This is a genomic window from Pseudomonas sp. TE50-2, assembly GCF_040813665.1.
Taxonomy (GTDB): domain Bacteria; phylum Pseudomonadota; class Gammaproteobacteria; order Pseudomonadales; family Pseudomonadaceae; genus Aquipseudomonas; species Aquipseudomonas soli.
On sequence record NZ_JBFNXN010000001.1, the window covers coordinates 1,203,433 to 1,219,555 of the forward strand.

Consider the following 16,123-nt stretch of genomic DNA (forward strand, 5'->3'; position numbering starts at 1 on the left):
ATGTTCACACCCTTTCTTTACCCCTTACGCATCGACCATGGCCATAGCCTCTTCCACATCAACTGCTACAAGACGTGAACAACCCGGCTCGTGCATGGTCACCCCCATCAGCTGGTCGGCCATTTCCATGGCGATCTTGTTGTGGGTGATGTAGATGAATTGCACGGTCTCGCTCATTTCCTTGACCAGGCGCGCATAGCGCCCGACGTTGGCATCGTCCAAAGGCGCGTCGACCTCGTCGAGCATGCAGAACGGCGCCGGGTTCAGCTTGAAGATGGCGAACACCAGGGCCAGGGCCGTCAGTGCCTTCTCGCCGCCGGACAGCAGATGGATGGTGCTGTTCTTCTTGCCCGGCGGGCGCGCCATGATCGTCACCCCTGTATCGAGTAGATCTTCGCCCGTCAGTTCCAGATAAGCGCTGCCGCCACCGAAAACTTTTGGGAAAAGTGCCTGTAATCCGGCATTTATCTGATCAAAGGTATCTTTGAAGCGATTGCGGGTTTCCTTGTCGATCTTGCGGATGACGTTTTCCAGGGTCTCCAGTGCCTCGACCAGGTCGGCGTCCTGGGCATCCAGGTAGCGCTTGCGCTCGGACTGCTGCTCGTACTCTTCGATGGCCGCCAGGTTGATCGCGCCCAGGCGCTGGATACGCGCCTCGACCTGCTCCAGGGCCTGTTCGGTCCCCTGCTCGCTGGCCTCGGCCTCGAGCGTGGCGAGCACGCCCTGCAGATCGTAGCCGTCGGCGAGCAGTTGCTCCTGCAAGGTCTTGCGCCGCACGTCCAGCCCCTGGGACTCCAGGCGCTGCTGCTCCAGCTGGCCGCGCAGCAACTGGGCCTGCTGCTCGGCCTGGGTGCGGCGGCGCTCAGCATCGCGCAGTTCGCGGTCCGCCTCGTCCATGTGCAGCCGCGCCTGGCGCATTTCTTCGTCGACACTCATGCGGCGCTCGAGCAGTTCCTCGAGTTTCAGGCGCAACTCTTCGAGCGGCGCCTCGCCCTCCTCGAGATTCAGGTTCAGTTGCTCCTGACGCTCGTTCAGGCGCGCGGCCTGCTGCTCCAGGCGCTCGAGCGCCTGGCGGGTCGAGTCGTGCTGGGCGCGCAACGAGCCCAGGCGCACGGCCAGTTGATGGGCATGATCCTTGTGCTGGCGGGCCTCCTGGCGGACCCGGTCGAGGCCTTCGCGCAGGGTGTCGCGGCGCGCCATCAGTTGCTCGCGCTGCTCGGTGTCCTGGGCCATCAGGTCGAGGGATTCCTGCAACAGCAGGCGTGCCTCGCCCAACTGCTCGTGCTCCAGGGCGCGCTGTTCCTGGAGCTCGGCCAACTCTTCGTGCAAGCGTCGGCGGCGCAGTTCGAGTTGTTCGGCGCGGGCCCGGCCAGCGGACAGGCGCGCCTTGAGTTCACCGTGCTGGCGGCTCTCGTCCTGGCTACGACGGCGCAATTGCTCGCGCTGCTCCTCCAGGTCGAGCTGTTGTTCACGCAGACGCTGCAGTTGCTCGTCAAGCTGTTCGAGCGACGCCTCCTGCTCCAGTTGCTCCTGGGCCAGGCGTTCAATTTCCTGGCCCCTGGCCAGCACGCCGCCCTGGGATTCACCACCGCGGCTGACCCGCAGGAAATGCCGCCCGACCCAGTATCCGTCGCGGCTGACCAGGCTCTGCCCAGCAGCCAGCGACGCTCGCTGCGCCAACGCCTGCTCCAGCGTTTCAACCGGCCTGACCTGCCCCAACCAGGCCGACAGATCGGCCCGCCCCTCGACCTTGTCGAGCAGGCTGCCGGGAACACGCGGGCCCTCGCCCCCGGCCAGCAGCAGGCGCAAATCGCCCTGCTCCAGCGCGGCAAAGTCCAGGCCGGCGAAGTCGTCCAGCAGCACTGCCTGCAGGTCGGCGCCAAGCACGGTTTCCACCGCCAGCTCCCAGCCGGGCTCGACCCGCAGCCCCTCGGCCAGGCGCGGGCGCTGCTCCAGACCCTGGGCGCGCAGCCAGTCGGAGGCACCCACACCGGGCTCCAGCGCAGCCTGCTGCAAGGCCTCCAGCGAGGCCAGGCGCCCGCCCAGGCGCTGCAGATCACCCTGCTGTTGCTGTTGCGCCTGGCTGGTCTGCTGCAATTGTTCGCGCAACCCTTCCAGGCGCTCGACCACCTGCTGCTCTTGCAGGTGCAGCTCTTCGAGCAGCAACTCGCTGCTGGCCACTTGCTCGCCCAGATCGGACGTCTCGGTGTCCTGGGTATCACCACCTAGCTGCTCGCCCTCCTCGCCCAGCTTGCGCTGGCGCTCGGCCAGGCGCTCCAGGCTGGATTCGAGCTGCGCCAGGCGCGCCTGCTGCACCTCGGCCTGACGGCGCGGCTCGGCGGAGCGGGTGTTGAAGCCGTCCCACTGCTCCTGCCAGCCATGCATGCCAAGCTCAGCTTCCTCCAGGGTCGCGGCGGCTTCCTCGGCCGCGGCCAGGGTCAGCTCCTGCTCCGGTTCGAGCATCGCCAATTCTTCGCCGAGGGTCGCCAGCAAGGTGCGGTCGTGCCCCAGGTGCGATTCGGTTTCCAGGCAGCTGCGTTCGGCTTCCTTGAGGTCGTCCTGCAACTGGCGCAGACGCTGCTGGCCATGCTGGATGCTCTGCTCGACGCGAGCGATATCGCCGGCCACCGAATAGAAGCGGCCCTGCACCTGGTTGAAGCGTTCGGACAACTCATGGTGACCGTCGCGCAGTCGCTCGATGCTGGCGTCGGCGTTGCGCTGTTCGGCCACCAGCGCCTCGAAGGCGACCTCCTGGTCGCCGATCACCGTCTCGCGCTGGCGCACCCGATCATCCAGGTCGCGCCAGCGCAGGGCTGCCAGGCGTGCCTTGAGCTGCCGCTCCTCGGCCTTGTACTCGCGGTATTTCTCGGCAGCCTGGGCCTGGCGGTGCAGGCGCTCGATCTGGCGTTCCAGCTCTTCGCGCAGGTCGGTCAGGCGCGCGAGGTTTTCCTGGGTGCGGCGGATGCGGCTCTCGGTCTCGCGGCGACGCTCCTTGTACTTGGAGATGCCCGCCGCTTCCTCAATGAAGTTGCGCAGCTCCTCGGGCTTGGCCTCGATCAGCTTGCTGATCATGCCCTGCTCGATGATCGAATAGCTGCGCGGCCCCAGGCCGGTGCCGAGGAAGATATCGGTGATATCGCGGCGCCGGCACTTGGTGCCGTTCAGGTAATAGGTGTTCTGCCCGTCGCGGGTGACCTTGCGGCGGATCGAGATCTCGGCGTAGGCGGCGTACTCGCCCACCAGGCTGTTGTCGCTGTTGTCGAACACCAGCTCGATGCTGGCCTGGCTGACCGGCTTGCGGCTGGTGGAGCCGTTGAAGATGACATCGGTCATCGACTCGCCACGCAGGTTCTTCGCCGAACTCTCGCCCATCACCCAGCGCACCGCGTCGATGATGTTGGATTTACCGCAGCCGTTGGGGCCGACCACGGCGGCCATGTTGCTGGGGAAGTTGACCGTGGTCGGGTCGACGAACGACTTGAACCCGGCCAGGCGGATGCACTTCAGGCGCACCGGTCAGACTCGCGCCAGCGCCGCCAGCACCAGTTCGCAACTGCGCTGGCAATAGGCGGTGAGCACCTCGCGGATGCGCGGCAGGTCGCGGGCGACCACGGCTTCGAGCAGGCGGGCGAACAGCTCCAGGTAATCGACCATGTTGGCCTGGCGCTGGTCCAGGGCCAGGTAGTAGGCGCGGCTCATGGCCGGCTGCAGGTTCTCGACGGTTTCCTGCAGGTACGGGTTGTTGGCGAACGGATAGGCGGCGCGCATCACCGCGAAGCTGTCGCCGACGAAGGCCTTGATGTCCTTGCCGGCATGGGCCTGCTTGAGGCGCTGCTGAATGTCCAGGAACGGGCGCAGGTCGCCCTCGGTGCGCCAATGCTGGGCGACGGCGTTGCCCAGCAGGATGTAGAACTCGCCCATCAGGGCGCACAGGCTGCGCACGCTGTTCTCGTCGAGTTCGGTCACATGGGCGCCACGGCGCGGCAGGATGGCCACCAGGTGCCGGCGCTCGAGGATGAGCAGCGCCTCGCGCACCGAACCGCGGCTGACGTTGAGGGCCTGGGTGACCTTCTGCTCCTGGATGCGCTCGCCGGGTGCGAGTTCGCCGCGGATGATCCGCTCGGCCAGGTAGTGGGCAATTTGCTCGGAGAGGCTGTCCGGCGCCTTGAACGTCATGGTTTTCCTTCGCAATCTGGGTAGCTGTGCACAAGGGCGCGATTGTAGCGCACTTGCCAGGCGCTCGCGCAGCGGGACTGCGTGCTTTCTGCGACTGGCGGGTCAACTTTCCTACACGGCGCGAACTATGCTTTGGAAAAGGCTCGATGAGGCGGTCCGGAAGGCCTTCGTGCAAATTCTTGACCTTTGAGTCAGAAAATTATTGACCCAGAGGTCAGCCCTTGCTTAGAGTCCGCCGGAACAACAATAAAACCATTGCGAGGCCCTCCCCCGTGATCCAGTTTCTCGTCAACCAGGAGCTGCGCAGCGAGCACGCCCTGGACCCGAACATGACGGTGCTGCAGTACCTGCGCGAGCACCTGGGCAAACCCGGCACCAAGGAAGGCTGCGCCAGTGGCGACTGCGGTGCCTGCACCGTGGCTGTCGGCGAACTTGTGCAGGACGACAAGGGCGGCGACAACATCCGCTACCGCAGCCTCAACTCGTGCCTGACGTTTGTCTCTTCCCTGCATGGCAAGCAACTGATCAGCGTCGAGGGTCTCAAGCACCAGGGCGAACTGCACAGCGTGCAAAAGGCCATGGCCGACTGCCACGGTTCGCAATGCGGTTTCTGCACGCCCGGTTTCGTCATGTCGCTGTTCGCCCTGCAGAAGAACAGCCAAGGCCACGACCTGCACCAGGCCCAGGAGGCCCTGGCCGGCAACCTGTGCCGCTGCACCGGCTACCGGCCGATCCTCGAGGCCGCCGAGCAGAGCTGCGCACGCCCCTGCCGCGACCAGTTCGACGCCCAGCAGGCGCAGACCATCGCCCGCCTCAAGGCCATCGCCCCGCAACAGACCGGCGAGCTCAACAGCGGCGACAAGCGCTGCCTGGTGCCGCTGACCGTGGCCGACCTGGCCGACCTGTACAGCTCGCACCCCGAGGCGCGCCTGCTGGCCGGCGGTACCGACCTGGCGCTGGAAGTCACCCAGTTCCACCGCACCCTGCCGGTGATGATCTATGTCGGCCACGTCGCCGAGCTCAAGCGCATCGACAAGACCGCCAGCCACCTGGAAATCGGCGCCGCGACCCCGCTGACCGACTGCTACACCGCGCTCAACGAGGAATACCCCGACTTCGGCGACCTGCTGCACCGCTTCGCCTCGCTGCAGATCCGCAACCAGGGCACCTTGGGCGGCAATATCGGCAACGCCTCGCCGATCGGTGACTCGCCACCTCTGTTGATCGCCCTCGACGCGCAGATCGTCCTGCGCCAGGGCGAGCGCCAGCGCACCCTGGCGCTGGAAGACTACTTCATCGACTACCGCATCACTGCACGCCAGGACAGCGAGTTCATCGAGAAGATCATCGTGCCGCGCGCCAGCAACGACTGGGCCTTCCGCGCCTACAAGGTGTCCAAGCGCCTGGACGATGATATTTCCGCGGTGTGCGCGGCGTTCAACCTGAGCATCGAGAACGGTGTGGTCAGCGGCGTGCGCATCGCCTTTGGCGGCATGGCGGCAATCCCGAAACGCGCCCGCGCCTGCGAAGCCGCGCTGCGCGGCAAGCCCTGGAACCAGGCCAGCGTCGAACGCGCCTGCCAGGCCCTGGCCGAGGACTTCACCCCGCTCAGCGACTTCCGCGCCAGCCGCGAGTACCGCCTGCTGACCGCGCAGAACCTGCTGCGCAAGTACTTCATCGAACTGCAAACGCCGCATATCGAAACCCGGGTGACCGCTTATGTCTAACCATCACGCCGTCAAGAGCCAGGCCGAGATGGCCGCATTGTTCAGCCAGGACCTGACCACCGGGGTCGGCCGCAGCCTCAAGCACGACAGCGCCGACAAGCACGTGGCCGGCGAGGCGGTGTACATCGACGACCGCCTGGAATTCCCCAACCAGCTGCACGTCTATGCACGCACCGCCGACCGCGCCCATGCGCGCATCCTGCGCATCGACACCACGCCCTGCTACCAGTTCGAAGGCGTGCGCATCGCCATCACCCATGAGGACATCCCGGGGCTCAAGGATATCGGCCCAGTGGTGGCTGGCGACCCGTTGCTGGCCATCGACAAGGTCGAGTTCTTCGGCCAGCCGGTGCTCGCCGTGGCCGCCTGCGATCTCGAGACTGCAAGACGCGCCGCCATGGCGGCAATCGTCGAGTACGAAGACCTGGAGCCGGTGCTCGATGTGGTCGAAGCCCTGCGCAAGAAGCATTTCGTGCTCGACAGCCACACCCACCAGCGCGGCGACTCGGCTGCTGCATTGGCCAGTGCCCCGCACCGCATCCAGGGCACCCTGCACATCGGCGGCCAGGAACACTTCTACCTGGAGACCCAGATCAGCTCGGTGATGCCCGGCGAAGATGGCGGCATGATCGTCTACTGCTCGACGCAGAACCCCACCGAGGTGCAGAAGCTGGTGGCCGAGGTGCTCGACGTGCCGATGCACAAGATCGTCGTCGACATGCGCCGCATGGGTGGCGGTTTCGGCGGCAAGGAAACCCAGGCCGCCAGCCCCGCGTGCCTGTGCGCGGTGATCGCCCGCCTGACCGGCCAGCCGACCAAGATGCGCCTGCCGCGGGTCGAAGACATGACCATGACCGGCAAGCGTCACCCGTTCTACGTGGAATACGACGTCGGCTTCGACGACAGCGGCCGCCTGCACGGGATCAATTTCGACCTGGCCGGTAACTGCGGCTACTCGCCGGACCTGTCCGGCTCGATCGTCGACCGCGCCATGTTCCACTCCGACAACGCCTACTACCTGGGCGATGCCACGGTGCACGGCCACCGCTGCAAGACCAACACTGCGTCCAACACCGCCTACCGCGGCTTCGGCGGCCCGCAAGGGATGGTCGCCATCGAGCAGGTGATGGACCATATCGCCCGTCACCTGGCCCTCGACCCGCTGGCGGTGCGCAAGGCCAACTACTACGGCAAGACCGAACGCAACGTCACCCACTACTACCAGACCGTCGAGCACAACATGCTCGAGGAGATGACCGCAGAGCTCGAGGCCAGCAGCGACTACCATGAGCGCCGCGAGTCGATCCGCCGCTTCAACGCCAACAGCCCGGTGCTGAAGAAGGGCCTGGCGCTGACCCCGGTGAAGTTCGGCATCTCGTTCACCGCCACCTTCCTCAACCAGGCAGGTGCCTTGATCCACATCTATACCGACGGCAGCATCCACCTCAACCACGGTGGCACCGAGATGGGCCAGGGCCTGAACACCAAGGTCGCGCAGGTGGTGGCGCAGGTGTTCCAGGTCGACTTCAACCGTATTCAGATCACCGCCACCAATACCGACAAGGTGCCCAACACCTCGCCCACCGCCGCCTCCAGCGGCGCCGACCTGAACGGCAAGGCAGCGCAGAACGCCGCCGAGATCCTCAAGAAGCGCCTGACCGAGTTCGCCGCCCGGCACTACAACGTCACCGAGGAAGACGTCGAGTTCCGCAACGGCCATGTGCGCGTGCGCGAGCAGATCGTCAGCTTCGAGCAGTTGGTGCAGCAGGCTTACTTCGCCCAGGTATCGCTGTCGACCACCGGTTTCTACCGTACGCCGAAGATTTTCTACGACCGCAACCAGGCCCGTGGCCGCCCGTTCTACTACTTCGCCTTCGGCGCCGCCTGCGTGGAGGTGATAGTCGATACCCTCACCGGCGAGTACAAGATGCTGCGCGCCGACATCCTGCATGACGTGGGCGACTCGCTGAACCCGGCCATCGACATCGGCCAGGTGGAGGGTGGCTTCGTCCAGGGCATGGGCTGGCTGACCACCGAGGAGCTGGTGTGGAACGCCAAGGGCAAGCTGATGACCAACGGCCCGGCCAGCTACAAGATCCCGGCAGTGGCCGACATGCCGATCGACATGCGCGTCAAGTTGGTGGAGAACCGCAAGAACCCCGAGGACACCGTGTTCCATTCCAAGGCCGTGGGCGAGCCGCCATTCATGCTCGGCATTGCCGCCTGGTGCGCGATCAAGGACGCGGTGGCGAGCATCGCCGACTACCGCGTACAACCGAACATCGACGCGCCATCGACGCCGGAGCGGGTGTTGTGGGGTTGCGAGCAGATGCGCAAGGCGGTAACGGCGGCGCAACCTGCCGAACAGCAACTGGAACCTGTGACGCACTGACGCCACGCTCCCTGTAGGTGCGACCTTGCGTTGCGCCTACAGGGGACCGAGGAGGACTGAAGACATGCACCAATGGATCAACGCCCTCGCCGACCACCAAGCCCGTGGCGAACCCTGCGTGTTGGTGACCATCATCGAGGAGCGCGGCTCCACTCCGCGCAACGCCGGCTCGAAAATGGTGGTCAGCGCCAGCGCGCTGTACGACACCATCGGCGGCGGTCACCTGGAGTTCAAGGCCCTGCACATCGCCCGGCAGATGCTCGCGGAACACCGCAGCACCCCGCATCTGGAGCGCTTCAGCCTCGGCGCCAGCCTCGGCCAGTGCTGCGGCGGCGCCACCGTGCTGCTGTTCGAGCCGATGAGTGGCGTGCAGGCCGAGATCGCCGTGTTCGGCGCGGGCCATGTCGGCCGCGCTCTGGTACCCTTGCTCGCCGCGCTGCCCTGCCGGGTGCGCTGGATCGATTCGCGCGAGCAGGAGTTCCCCGCGCTCATCCCCGACGGGGTGAGCAAGATCGTCAGCGAAGAGCCGGTCGACGAAGTCGCCGACCTGCCCGCCGGCAGCTACTGCATCGTCATGACCCATAACCACCAGCTGGACCTGGAGCTGACCGCCGCGATCCTCAAGCGCAACGACTTCACCTGGTTCGGCCTGATCGGTTCGAAGACCAAGCGTGTCAAGTTCGAGCACCGCCTGCGCGAGCGCGGCTTCGAAGACGCGCTGATGGCGCGCATGCGCTGCCCGATGGGCCTGGCCGAGGTCAAGGGCAAGCTGCCGATCGAGATCGCCGTGTCCATCGCCGCCGAAATCATTGCCACCTACAACGCCTGCTTCGGCCAGCACGACGCTGCCGCCAATTCAGGCCCCATCGCCCAGTTGCTGCCGTCCTCGCGACGCAGCCAGACCCTTTGACGAGAGCCCCATGAGCGCAACCCGCAAAGCCTACCGAGCCGCCATCCTGCACAGCATCGCCGACCCCGCCGAGGTCGGCCTGGAGGCGTCCTGCGAATACTATGAAGACGGCCTGCTGGTAGTCGATGACGGCCGCATCAGTGCCCTGGGTCATGCCAGCGAGCTGCTGCCGACCCTCGACGCCGACATCCCGGTGCAACACTACCAGGACGCCCTGATCACCCCGGGCTTCATCGACACCCATATCCACTTCCCGCAGACCGGCATGATCGGTTCCTACGGCGAGCAGCTGCTGGACTGGCTGAACACCTACACCTTCCCCTGCGAAAAGCAGTTCGCCGACAAGGCCCATGCCGACCAGGTGGCGAAGATCTTCCTCACCGAACTGCTGCGCAACGGCACCACCACCGCGCTGGTGTTCGGCAGCGTGCACCCCGAGTCGGTCAACGCCCTGTTCGAGGAGGCCGAGCGCCTGGACCTGCGCATGATCGCCGGCAAGGTGATGATGGACCGCAACGCCCCGGATTACCTGACCGATACCGCCGAGTCCAGCTACCGCGACAGCAAGATGCTGATCGAGCGCTGGCACGGCAAGGGCCGCCTGCACTACGCGGTCACCCCGCGCTTCGCGCCGACCAGCACGCCGGAACAGTTGAGCGTGGCCGGCCAGTTGCTCAAGGAGCACCCGGGCGTGTACATGCACACCCACCTGTCGGAAAACCTCAAGGAAATCGACTGGGTCAAGGAACTGTTCCCCGAGCAGAAAGGCTACCTGGACGTCTATGACCACTTCGAGCTGCTCGGCGAGCGCTCGGTGTTCGCCCACGGCGTGCACCTGTGCGACGACGAGTGCCAGCGCCTGGCCGAAACCGGTTCGGCCATCGCCTTCTGCCCGACCTCCAACCTGTTCCTCGGCAGCGGCCTGTTCAACCTGCCCCAGGCCGAGCGCTTCAAGGTCAACGTCGGCCTGGGCACCGATGTCGGCGCCGGCACCAGTTTCTCGCTGCTCAACACCCTGAACGAGGCGTACAAGGTGATGCAGCTGCAAGGCGCGCGCCTGCACCCGTACAAGTCGCTGTACCTGGCCACCCTCGGCGGTGCCCGCGCCCTGCGCCTGGACGACCGCATCGGCAGCCTGCGCCCGGGCAACGACGCCGACTTCGTGGTGCTCGACTACAAGGCCACCCCGTTGCTGGACTACCGCCTGCAGCAGTCCAGGAGCATCGAGGAGACCTTGTTCGTGCTCACCACCCTGGGCGACGACCGCACCGTGCGCGAGACCTACGCCGCCGGGCGTTGCGTGCACCAGCGCTAAGGCTGTTTCGCCAGGCCTCGATAAAGCGCACCGCCGATCGCCGCGCCGATCAGCGGTGCCAGCCAGAACAGCCAGAGTTGCTGCAGCGCCCAGCCACCGACGAACAGCGCAGGCCCGGTGCTGCGCGCCGGGTTCACCGAGGTGTTGGTGACCGGGATCGAGATCAGGTGGATCAAGGTCAGCGCCAGGCCAATGGCGATCGGCGCGAACCCGGCCGGTGCCCGGGCGTCCGTGGCGCCCATGATGATCATCAGGAACATCGCGGTCATCACCACTTCGCTGACGAAGCCTGCGGCCAGGGTGTAGCCGCCGGGCGAGTGTTCGCCATAACCATTCGACGCCATGCCGTTACCCACCTCGAAACCGGCCTTGCCAGTGGCGATGAAGTAGATCACCGCCGCGGCGAGGATCGCGCCGACCACCTGGGCAATCACGTAGGGCAGCAACTCTTTTGCCGGGAATCGTCCCCCCACCACCAGCCCGAACGACACGGCGGGATTGAGGTGGCAACCGGAGATATGGCCGATGGCGAATGCCATGGTCAGGACGGTAAGGCCGAAAGCGAAGGCGACACCCAGGACACCGATGCCGACAGGCGAGCTGGCGGCCAGCACCGCACTGCCGCAACCACCCAGGACCAACCAGAAGGTGCCGACCAGCTCGGCACCCATGCGCACACCCAGGGATGAACTCATGGACCATTCCTCAAGTAATTGGACGCAACGACTGCGCAAGCCCAACTGCTTGATGAAGGTTTGCTGAGGAAAATCTAGCAGAGCTTTGGCCAGTAGCCAGTAACGACAAAGGGCCGCAAAGCGGCCCTTTCATACAAGCAAACGATCAACCCTTGGCGGTAGCCTTGGGCTTTTTCAGCAGGTGGGAGAACACCGCGTGCAGGTCGTCCGAGGCGCTCTCCTCGTCGAGGTTGAGCTTGCTGTCGATATGGTCCATGTGATGCATCATCAGGCTTACCGCCTGCTCGGCATCACGGGCCTCGATTGCGTCGATCAGCTGCATGTGCTCATCGTACGAGCAGTGCGAACGGTTGCCGCTTTCGTACTGGGCGATGATCAGCGAAGTCTGCGACACCAGGCTGCGCTGGAAGCTCACCAGTGGCGCATTGCCGGCGGCTTCGGCCAGCTTGAGGTGGAACTCGCCGGACAGGCGGATACCGGCGCCACGGTCACCACGGGAGAAGCTGTCACGCTCCTCGCGGACCATCTGGCGCAGTTCGTTGAGCTGTTCGAGGGTGGCGTGCTGCACGGCCAGCTCGGTGATGGCGCGCTCGACCATGCGCCGCGAGAAGAACACCTGCCGCGCCTCCTCGACCGTGGGGCTGGCCACCACCGCACCACGGTTGGGCCGCAACAGCACCACGCTTTCATGGGCCAGGCGCGACAGGGCGCGGCGGATGATGGTGCGGCTGACGCCGAAGATCTCGCCCAGTGCTTCCTCGCTCAACTTGGTGCCCGGTGCCAGACGCTGCTCGAGGATCGCCTCGAAGATATGCGCGTAGACGATGTCGTCCTGGGTACCGCTGCGGCCGGCCTTGCCAGTGCGCACAGGTTTTTTCAGAGGTTGCAGCTGTTCGTTCATGGGCTCTCGAGCACAAAGGATCTGCCAGTCGGACCGTGACTGTAATACCGGTCAGCGGGGGGATGGCAAGTCCTGGAAGAAGAAAAGGGGCCAAGGTATGGCGCCATTGTACACAGGCTGACCCGTTTCTGCAGGTGGCCTTTTACCTATATAGCCGTTGTACGGCAGTTTGTGAGCACAAAAGATAAAACATTATTTGCATTCTTTGTACACAAACGCATAATCCTGCGAGCAACTTCCTGACCCAAAAGTCAACAAAATGGTCGGACGTCTGCCACACCCCCTCGCGAAGCCCCCCAGTGCATGGCTCAGGACCAGGCTTCGAACAACAAGAAAGACTTGAGGAGTACTCGCTGTGGAAAGCCGCAAATCCGAAGCACCTACGCTGGATCTCGCCCCACCGCTCGAAACGGGCTGGCTGGAGCGGATTTTCAAACTCAAGCAGCATGGCAGCACTGTCCGCACCGAGCTGATCGCCGGGGTGACCACCTTCATCACCATGGCCTACATCATCTTCGTCAACCCCAACATCATGGCCGACGCCGGCATCGACCACGGCGCGGCGTTCGTCGCCACCTGCATCGCCGCCGCCCTCGGCTGCCTGCTGATGGGCCTGTACGCCAACTGGCCGGTCGGCCTGGCACCGGGCATGGGGCTCAATGCCTTCTTCACCTACACCGTGGTCGGCACCATGGGCTACAACTGGGAAACGGCGCTGGGGGCGGTGTTCGTCTCGGGCGTGCTGTTCATGTTCCTGACCGTTTCGCGCGTGCGTGAGTGGCTGCTCAACAGCATCCCGCTGAGCCTGCGCCATGCCATGGGGGCCGGCGTCGGCTTGTTCCTCGGGCTGATCGGCTTGAAGACCGCCGGCATCATCGTCGACAGCCCGGCAACCCTGGTCAAGCTGGGCTCGCTGCATGAGCCCGGCCCGCTGCTGGCGGCCGTGTGCTTCCTGCTGATCGCGATCCTCAGCTACAAGCGCGTGTTCGGCGCGATCCTGATCAGCATCATCGGCGTCACCCTGGCCGGCTGGGGCCTGGGCCTGGTCAAGTTCGGCGGGGTGGTGTCGATGCCGCCGAGCCTGGCACCGACCTGGATGGCCATGGACGTGGTCGGCGTGTTCAACGTCAGCATGATCAGCGTGGTGCTGGCGTTCCTGTTCGTGCACATGTTCGACACCGCTGGCACGCTGATGGGCGTGGCCCAGCGGGCCAACCTGGTGGCACCGGACGGGCGCATCGAGAACCTGTCGCGAGCGCTGAAGGCCGACAGCACCTCCAGCGTGTTCGGCGCGGTGGTCGGCGTGCCGCCGGTGACCAGCTACGTGGAAAGTGCCGCAGGTGTCGCTGCAGGTGGACGTACCGGCCTGACCGCCGTGGTGGTGGGGATCCTGTTCATCGCCGCGATGTTCTTCGCCCCGCTGGCCGGGATGATTCCAGCCTATGCCACCGCCGGCGCGCTGATCTACGTGGCGATGCTGATGATGGGCAGCATGGCGCATATCGAGTGGGACGAAGCCACCGACAGCATTCCGGCGATCGTCACGGTGATCATGATGCCGCTGACCTTCTCGGTGGCTGATGGCATCGCCCTTGGCTTCATCAGCTACGTGGCGCTGAAGGCGGGTACCGGCAAGTTCAAGGAGATCTCGGCCAGCCTGTGGGTGCTGTGCGCGATCTTTATCGCTAAGTTTGTGTTTCTCTAATCTTCACAGCCTCAACAAAGGGCGCTTCGGCGCCCTTTGTTGGTGATTGGTTTGATTTCGTTTTTTTTGGTGCAAATATTCCCGTTAGAGGGAGCTTGATGAGTTCCGCCCCTGACGGAACCTCTTTAACCATTTTGATGACGTCATAGGCCGCCGGCAGAATCGCTATTACCCCATTCGGATCCGCTTTATAGCCTATACCCGGGACCAGACTGACATCGTCTTGCACCATCCCCACCAAGGTCACACCATCAATAGCCTGTTTTTCGTAATATTTAACTTTCTCGCGGGTTGTACCAAAATACGTTGCTTTACCTAGAGATTGTCGACCTTCGCGCGAATACCCAGGCTCCAGTCCGCGCAATAATGAGTGTACATTCCAACCATCTGTCGCATGAAACCCAACAGAATACTTAATAAAGGTAGGACTTTTAATAACGACCTGTACTCGCCCCAGCAGCCTATCCAAGACACCATGGCCGCTTGGGTCCTGGTTGTTCACTGGATCCCCCAGGCAGTAGGCATAAGAATTTAAACCACCTCGCGCAAACGGGCTCAAGCTGTCCGGACTTATGAAGCGCATAAAGACTGGATCATACGCTCTATAACCATTACCCAAATGGTAACACCCAGTGACCGAGTCCGGTCGTTCCCCATTGAATGCTAGAGTGCCCTGACTAGGCAGATGATAGCCATAGGGCGAATAAGCTTTTTTGGTGTCCATTCGGCCAGCTTTTCGAATTCAGCATAAAGCCCGAGTCTATCAAGCGCCCTCGTGGGCGAGTACTAGTAAAAATGTCAGTCCCGCAAGTGACTACACTCGAAATGTATAAAACAACAGACGAAAAAAACCGCCAGAGCGGGGCAAGGACCTACAACGATTCTTCTAGCGACCAACTAGCTTACACGATAGGTCTAATAGCTGTACGGCGAGGTCACCAGCGGCGCGTCAACCCGGTCATCGCCGTTGGCGCGGAGTCCACTACTGCGGGTGAAACGTGCCATTGCTTGTCGGCTCTTGTTCAATCTGCCCGAAAAACAGAAGCGCACGCCAAAAACCGTGCCAAACTGCCATTTTTATCAGGTGCAGCGAGCATCCAGGCTTGATAAAACACCTACGAGGCCGGAGGGAGTTAACATGCACACACAAAAAAAAAACCGCGTATACCTACACCCCTTTCGGGTATAGGAATACCTGCAACAGCCTACTGGGATTTACGGGTTGCCTTCAAGACCAAGTGTCAGACCTATACCCACTCGGAAATGGGCACAGAATGTACAATCCCATATTGATGCGATTCAACAGCTCTGATGCTCTCAGTCCTTTTGCGCAAGGCGGTATAAATAGCTATATGTACTGTTCTGGCGACCCCATAAATCGAACCGACCATTCGGGTCGATCTTTTTTCTTTGACATGTTCTTAGCCATGTTCAAGGGCGCCAACCGCGCCCCGGCAAGACTGCTGCGCAAAGGAATCAAAGGGGCACTCAAGAAGCAGGACCAAATCCAGGATTCCAGAACACGCAATAACTCACCAGATCCATCACTGCTGGACGACAAGCGGGAACGGAGACCAGAGCACCCCAGAAAAGACAATATTTACGACTATGATTCTTATCCTAGCATAACCATCCAGGTGCTAAGAAATGGCCTGCAAGAGCCAGCATTGACTCAGATCGACCAAGCGAAGAAGGCTTTTTTCGAAGTCAAACATCTTAAAGTCGCCAATGGGCCTTTAACTGAGCCCGTGTCCGATATACGCAGTACGTCAACCTAACAATCTGGCCACACAGCGCAAGCTCACCCCTCCCTGGTCGACGCCTCCTTTAGTACAGACGAAAAAAAGCCCGCCAGTGTGAGAGCGGGCCAAGGACCTACGAAGATTCTTCTAGCGACCAACTAGCTTCCACGATAGGTCGAATAGCTGTACGGCGAGATCAGCAGCGGCACGTGATAGTGCTCCTGCTGCTCGTCGATGCCGAAGCGCAGCACGACCACGTCGAGGAACGCGGTGTCCGGCAGCTTCACACCCTTGGCGCGGTAGTAGTCACCGGCGCTGAACTGCAATTGATAGACGCCGGTACGGTAATCGTCGCCCTGCAGCAGCGGCGCATCGACGCGGCCATCGCTGTTGGTCAGGGCGGTGTTCACCAGTTCCAGCTGCTGGCCTTCGACGCGGTACAGCTCGACCTTGATCGAGCTGCCCGGGCAGCCATGCGCGGCGTCCAGTACGTGTGTGGTCAAACGTCCCATTTGCTTGTCGCCTCTTGTCGTCTACGTGGGCAAAAAATACACGGCAAC

General features: G+C 63.3%; 11 protein-coding genes and 2 pseudogenes. 7 read left to right on the forward strand and 6 right to left on the reverse strand.

Annotated features, from left to right (window positions below; genetic code table 11):
* Positions 1 to 24 precede the first annotated feature (24 nt).
* Positions 25 to 3,513, reverse strand: a complete 3,489-nt coding sequence (gene smc, locus AAHK21_RS05340) for a chromosome segregation protein SMC (protein WP_367856649.1) — start codon at positions 3,511 to 3,513, stop codon at positions 25 to 27.
* Between the two features lie 3 nt (positions 3,514 to 3,516).
* Positions 3,517 to 4,176 (reverse strand): GntR family transcriptional regulator, encoded by a 660-nt coding sequence (locus AAHK21_RS05345; protein ID WP_023631392.1) that lies wholly within the window; start codon positions 4,174 to 4,176, stop codon positions 3,517 to 3,519.
* Between the two features lie 272 nt (positions 4,177 to 4,448).
* On the opposite strand from AAHK21_RS05345, the gene xdhA reads away from it, so the two are divergent.
* The 4 genes from xdhA (at position 4,449) to guaD (ending at position 10,520) form a co-directional block, all read left to right on the forward strand.
* A complete protein-coding gene (gene xdhA, locus AAHK21_RS05350) occupies positions 4,449 to 5,903 on the forward strand; it encodes a xanthine dehydrogenase small subunit (RefSeq protein WP_367856650.1) in 1,455 nt (484 codons plus the stop codon).
* The gene (gene xdhB, locus AAHK21_RS05355; RefSeq protein ID WP_367856651.1) at positions 5,896 to 8,295 is read left to right on the forward strand and encodes a xanthine dehydrogenase molybdopterin binding subunit; all 2,400 of its coding nucleotides are present in this window, start codon (positions 5,896 to 5,898) and stop codon (positions 8,293 to 8,295) included. Before xdhA ends, xdhB begins: the two co-directional genes overlap by 8 nt.
* Positions 8,296 to 8,359: 64 nt before the next feature.
* Entirely contained in the window at positions 8,360 to 9,205 is an 846-nt protein-coding gene (gene xdhC / locus AAHK21_RS05360; protein WP_312659067.1) for a xanthine dehydrogenase accessory protein XdhC, read from the forward strand.
* Between the two features lie 10 nt (positions 9,206 to 9,215).
* Positions 9,216 to 10,520: a guanine deaminase gene (gene guaD, locus AAHK21_RS05365; RefSeq protein WP_367856652.1), complete on the forward strand. Its 1,305-nt coding sequence runs from the start codon at positions 9,216 to 9,218 to the stop codon at positions 10,518 to 10,520.
* On the opposite strand, the gene aqpZ is transcribed toward guaD, so the two are convergent.
* Complete coding sequence (gene aqpZ / locus AAHK21_RS05370; protein ID WP_046856484.1) at positions 10,517 to 11,215, reverse strand: aquaporin Z; 699 nt, start codon at positions 11,213 to 11,215, stop codon at positions 10,517 to 10,519. The genes guaD and aqpZ overlap by 4 nt on opposite strands.
* A 145-nt stretch (positions 11,216 to 11,360) precedes the next feature.
* Positions 11,361 to 12,116, reverse strand: a complete 756-nt coding sequence (locus tag AAHK21_RS05375; RefSeq protein ID WP_038705701.1) for a GntR family transcriptional regulator — start codon at positions 12,114 to 12,116, stop codon at positions 11,361 to 11,363.
* A gap of 355 nt (positions 12,117 to 12,471) precedes the next feature.
* On the opposite strand from AAHK21_RS05375, the gene AAHK21_RS05380 reads away from it, so the two are divergent.
* Entirely contained in the window at positions 12,472 to 13,821 is a 1,350-nt protein-coding gene (locus AAHK21_RS05380) for an NCS2 family permease (RefSeq protein ID WP_312659068.1), read from the forward strand.
* Positions 13,822 to 14,296: 475 nt separating this feature from the next.
* Here AAHK21_RS05380 and AAHK21_RS05385 read toward each other — a convergent pair.
* Positions 14,297 to 14,530 (reverse strand): annotated as a pseudogene (locus tag AAHK21_RS05385) (RHS repeat-associated core domain-containing protein); the annotation flags it as partial.
* 289 nt (positions 14,531 to 14,819) lie between these two features.
* Between AAHK21_RS05385 and AAHK21_RS05390 the strand changes: the two are divergent.
* Together AAHK21_RS05390 and AAHK21_RS05395 are read left to right on the forward strand one after the other, a co-directional pair.
* A pseudogene (locus AAHK21_RS05390) lies at positions 14,820 to 15,206 on the forward strand (RHS repeat-associated core domain-containing protein); the annotation flags it as partial.
* A 42-nt stretch (positions 15,207 to 15,248) separates the two neighbouring features.
* Positions 15,249 to 15,599 carry a hypothetical protein gene (locus AAHK21_RS05395; protein ID WP_367859041.1) on the forward strand — a complete coding sequence of 117 codons (351 nt, stop codon included), beginning with the start codon at positions 15,249 to 15,251 and terminating at the stop codon, positions 15,597 to 15,599.
* A gap of 122 nt (positions 15,600 to 15,721) precedes the next feature.
* Here AAHK21_RS05395 and uraH read toward each other — a convergent pair whose 3' ends face one another.
* Positions 15,722 to 16,075: a hydroxyisourate hydrolase gene (gene uraH, locus AAHK21_RS05400; RefSeq protein WP_028692847.1), complete on the reverse strand. Its 354-nt coding sequence runs from the start codon at positions 16,073 to 16,075 to the stop codon at positions 15,722 to 15,724.
* Between the last annotated feature and the right edge of the window lie 48 nt (positions 16,076 to 16,123).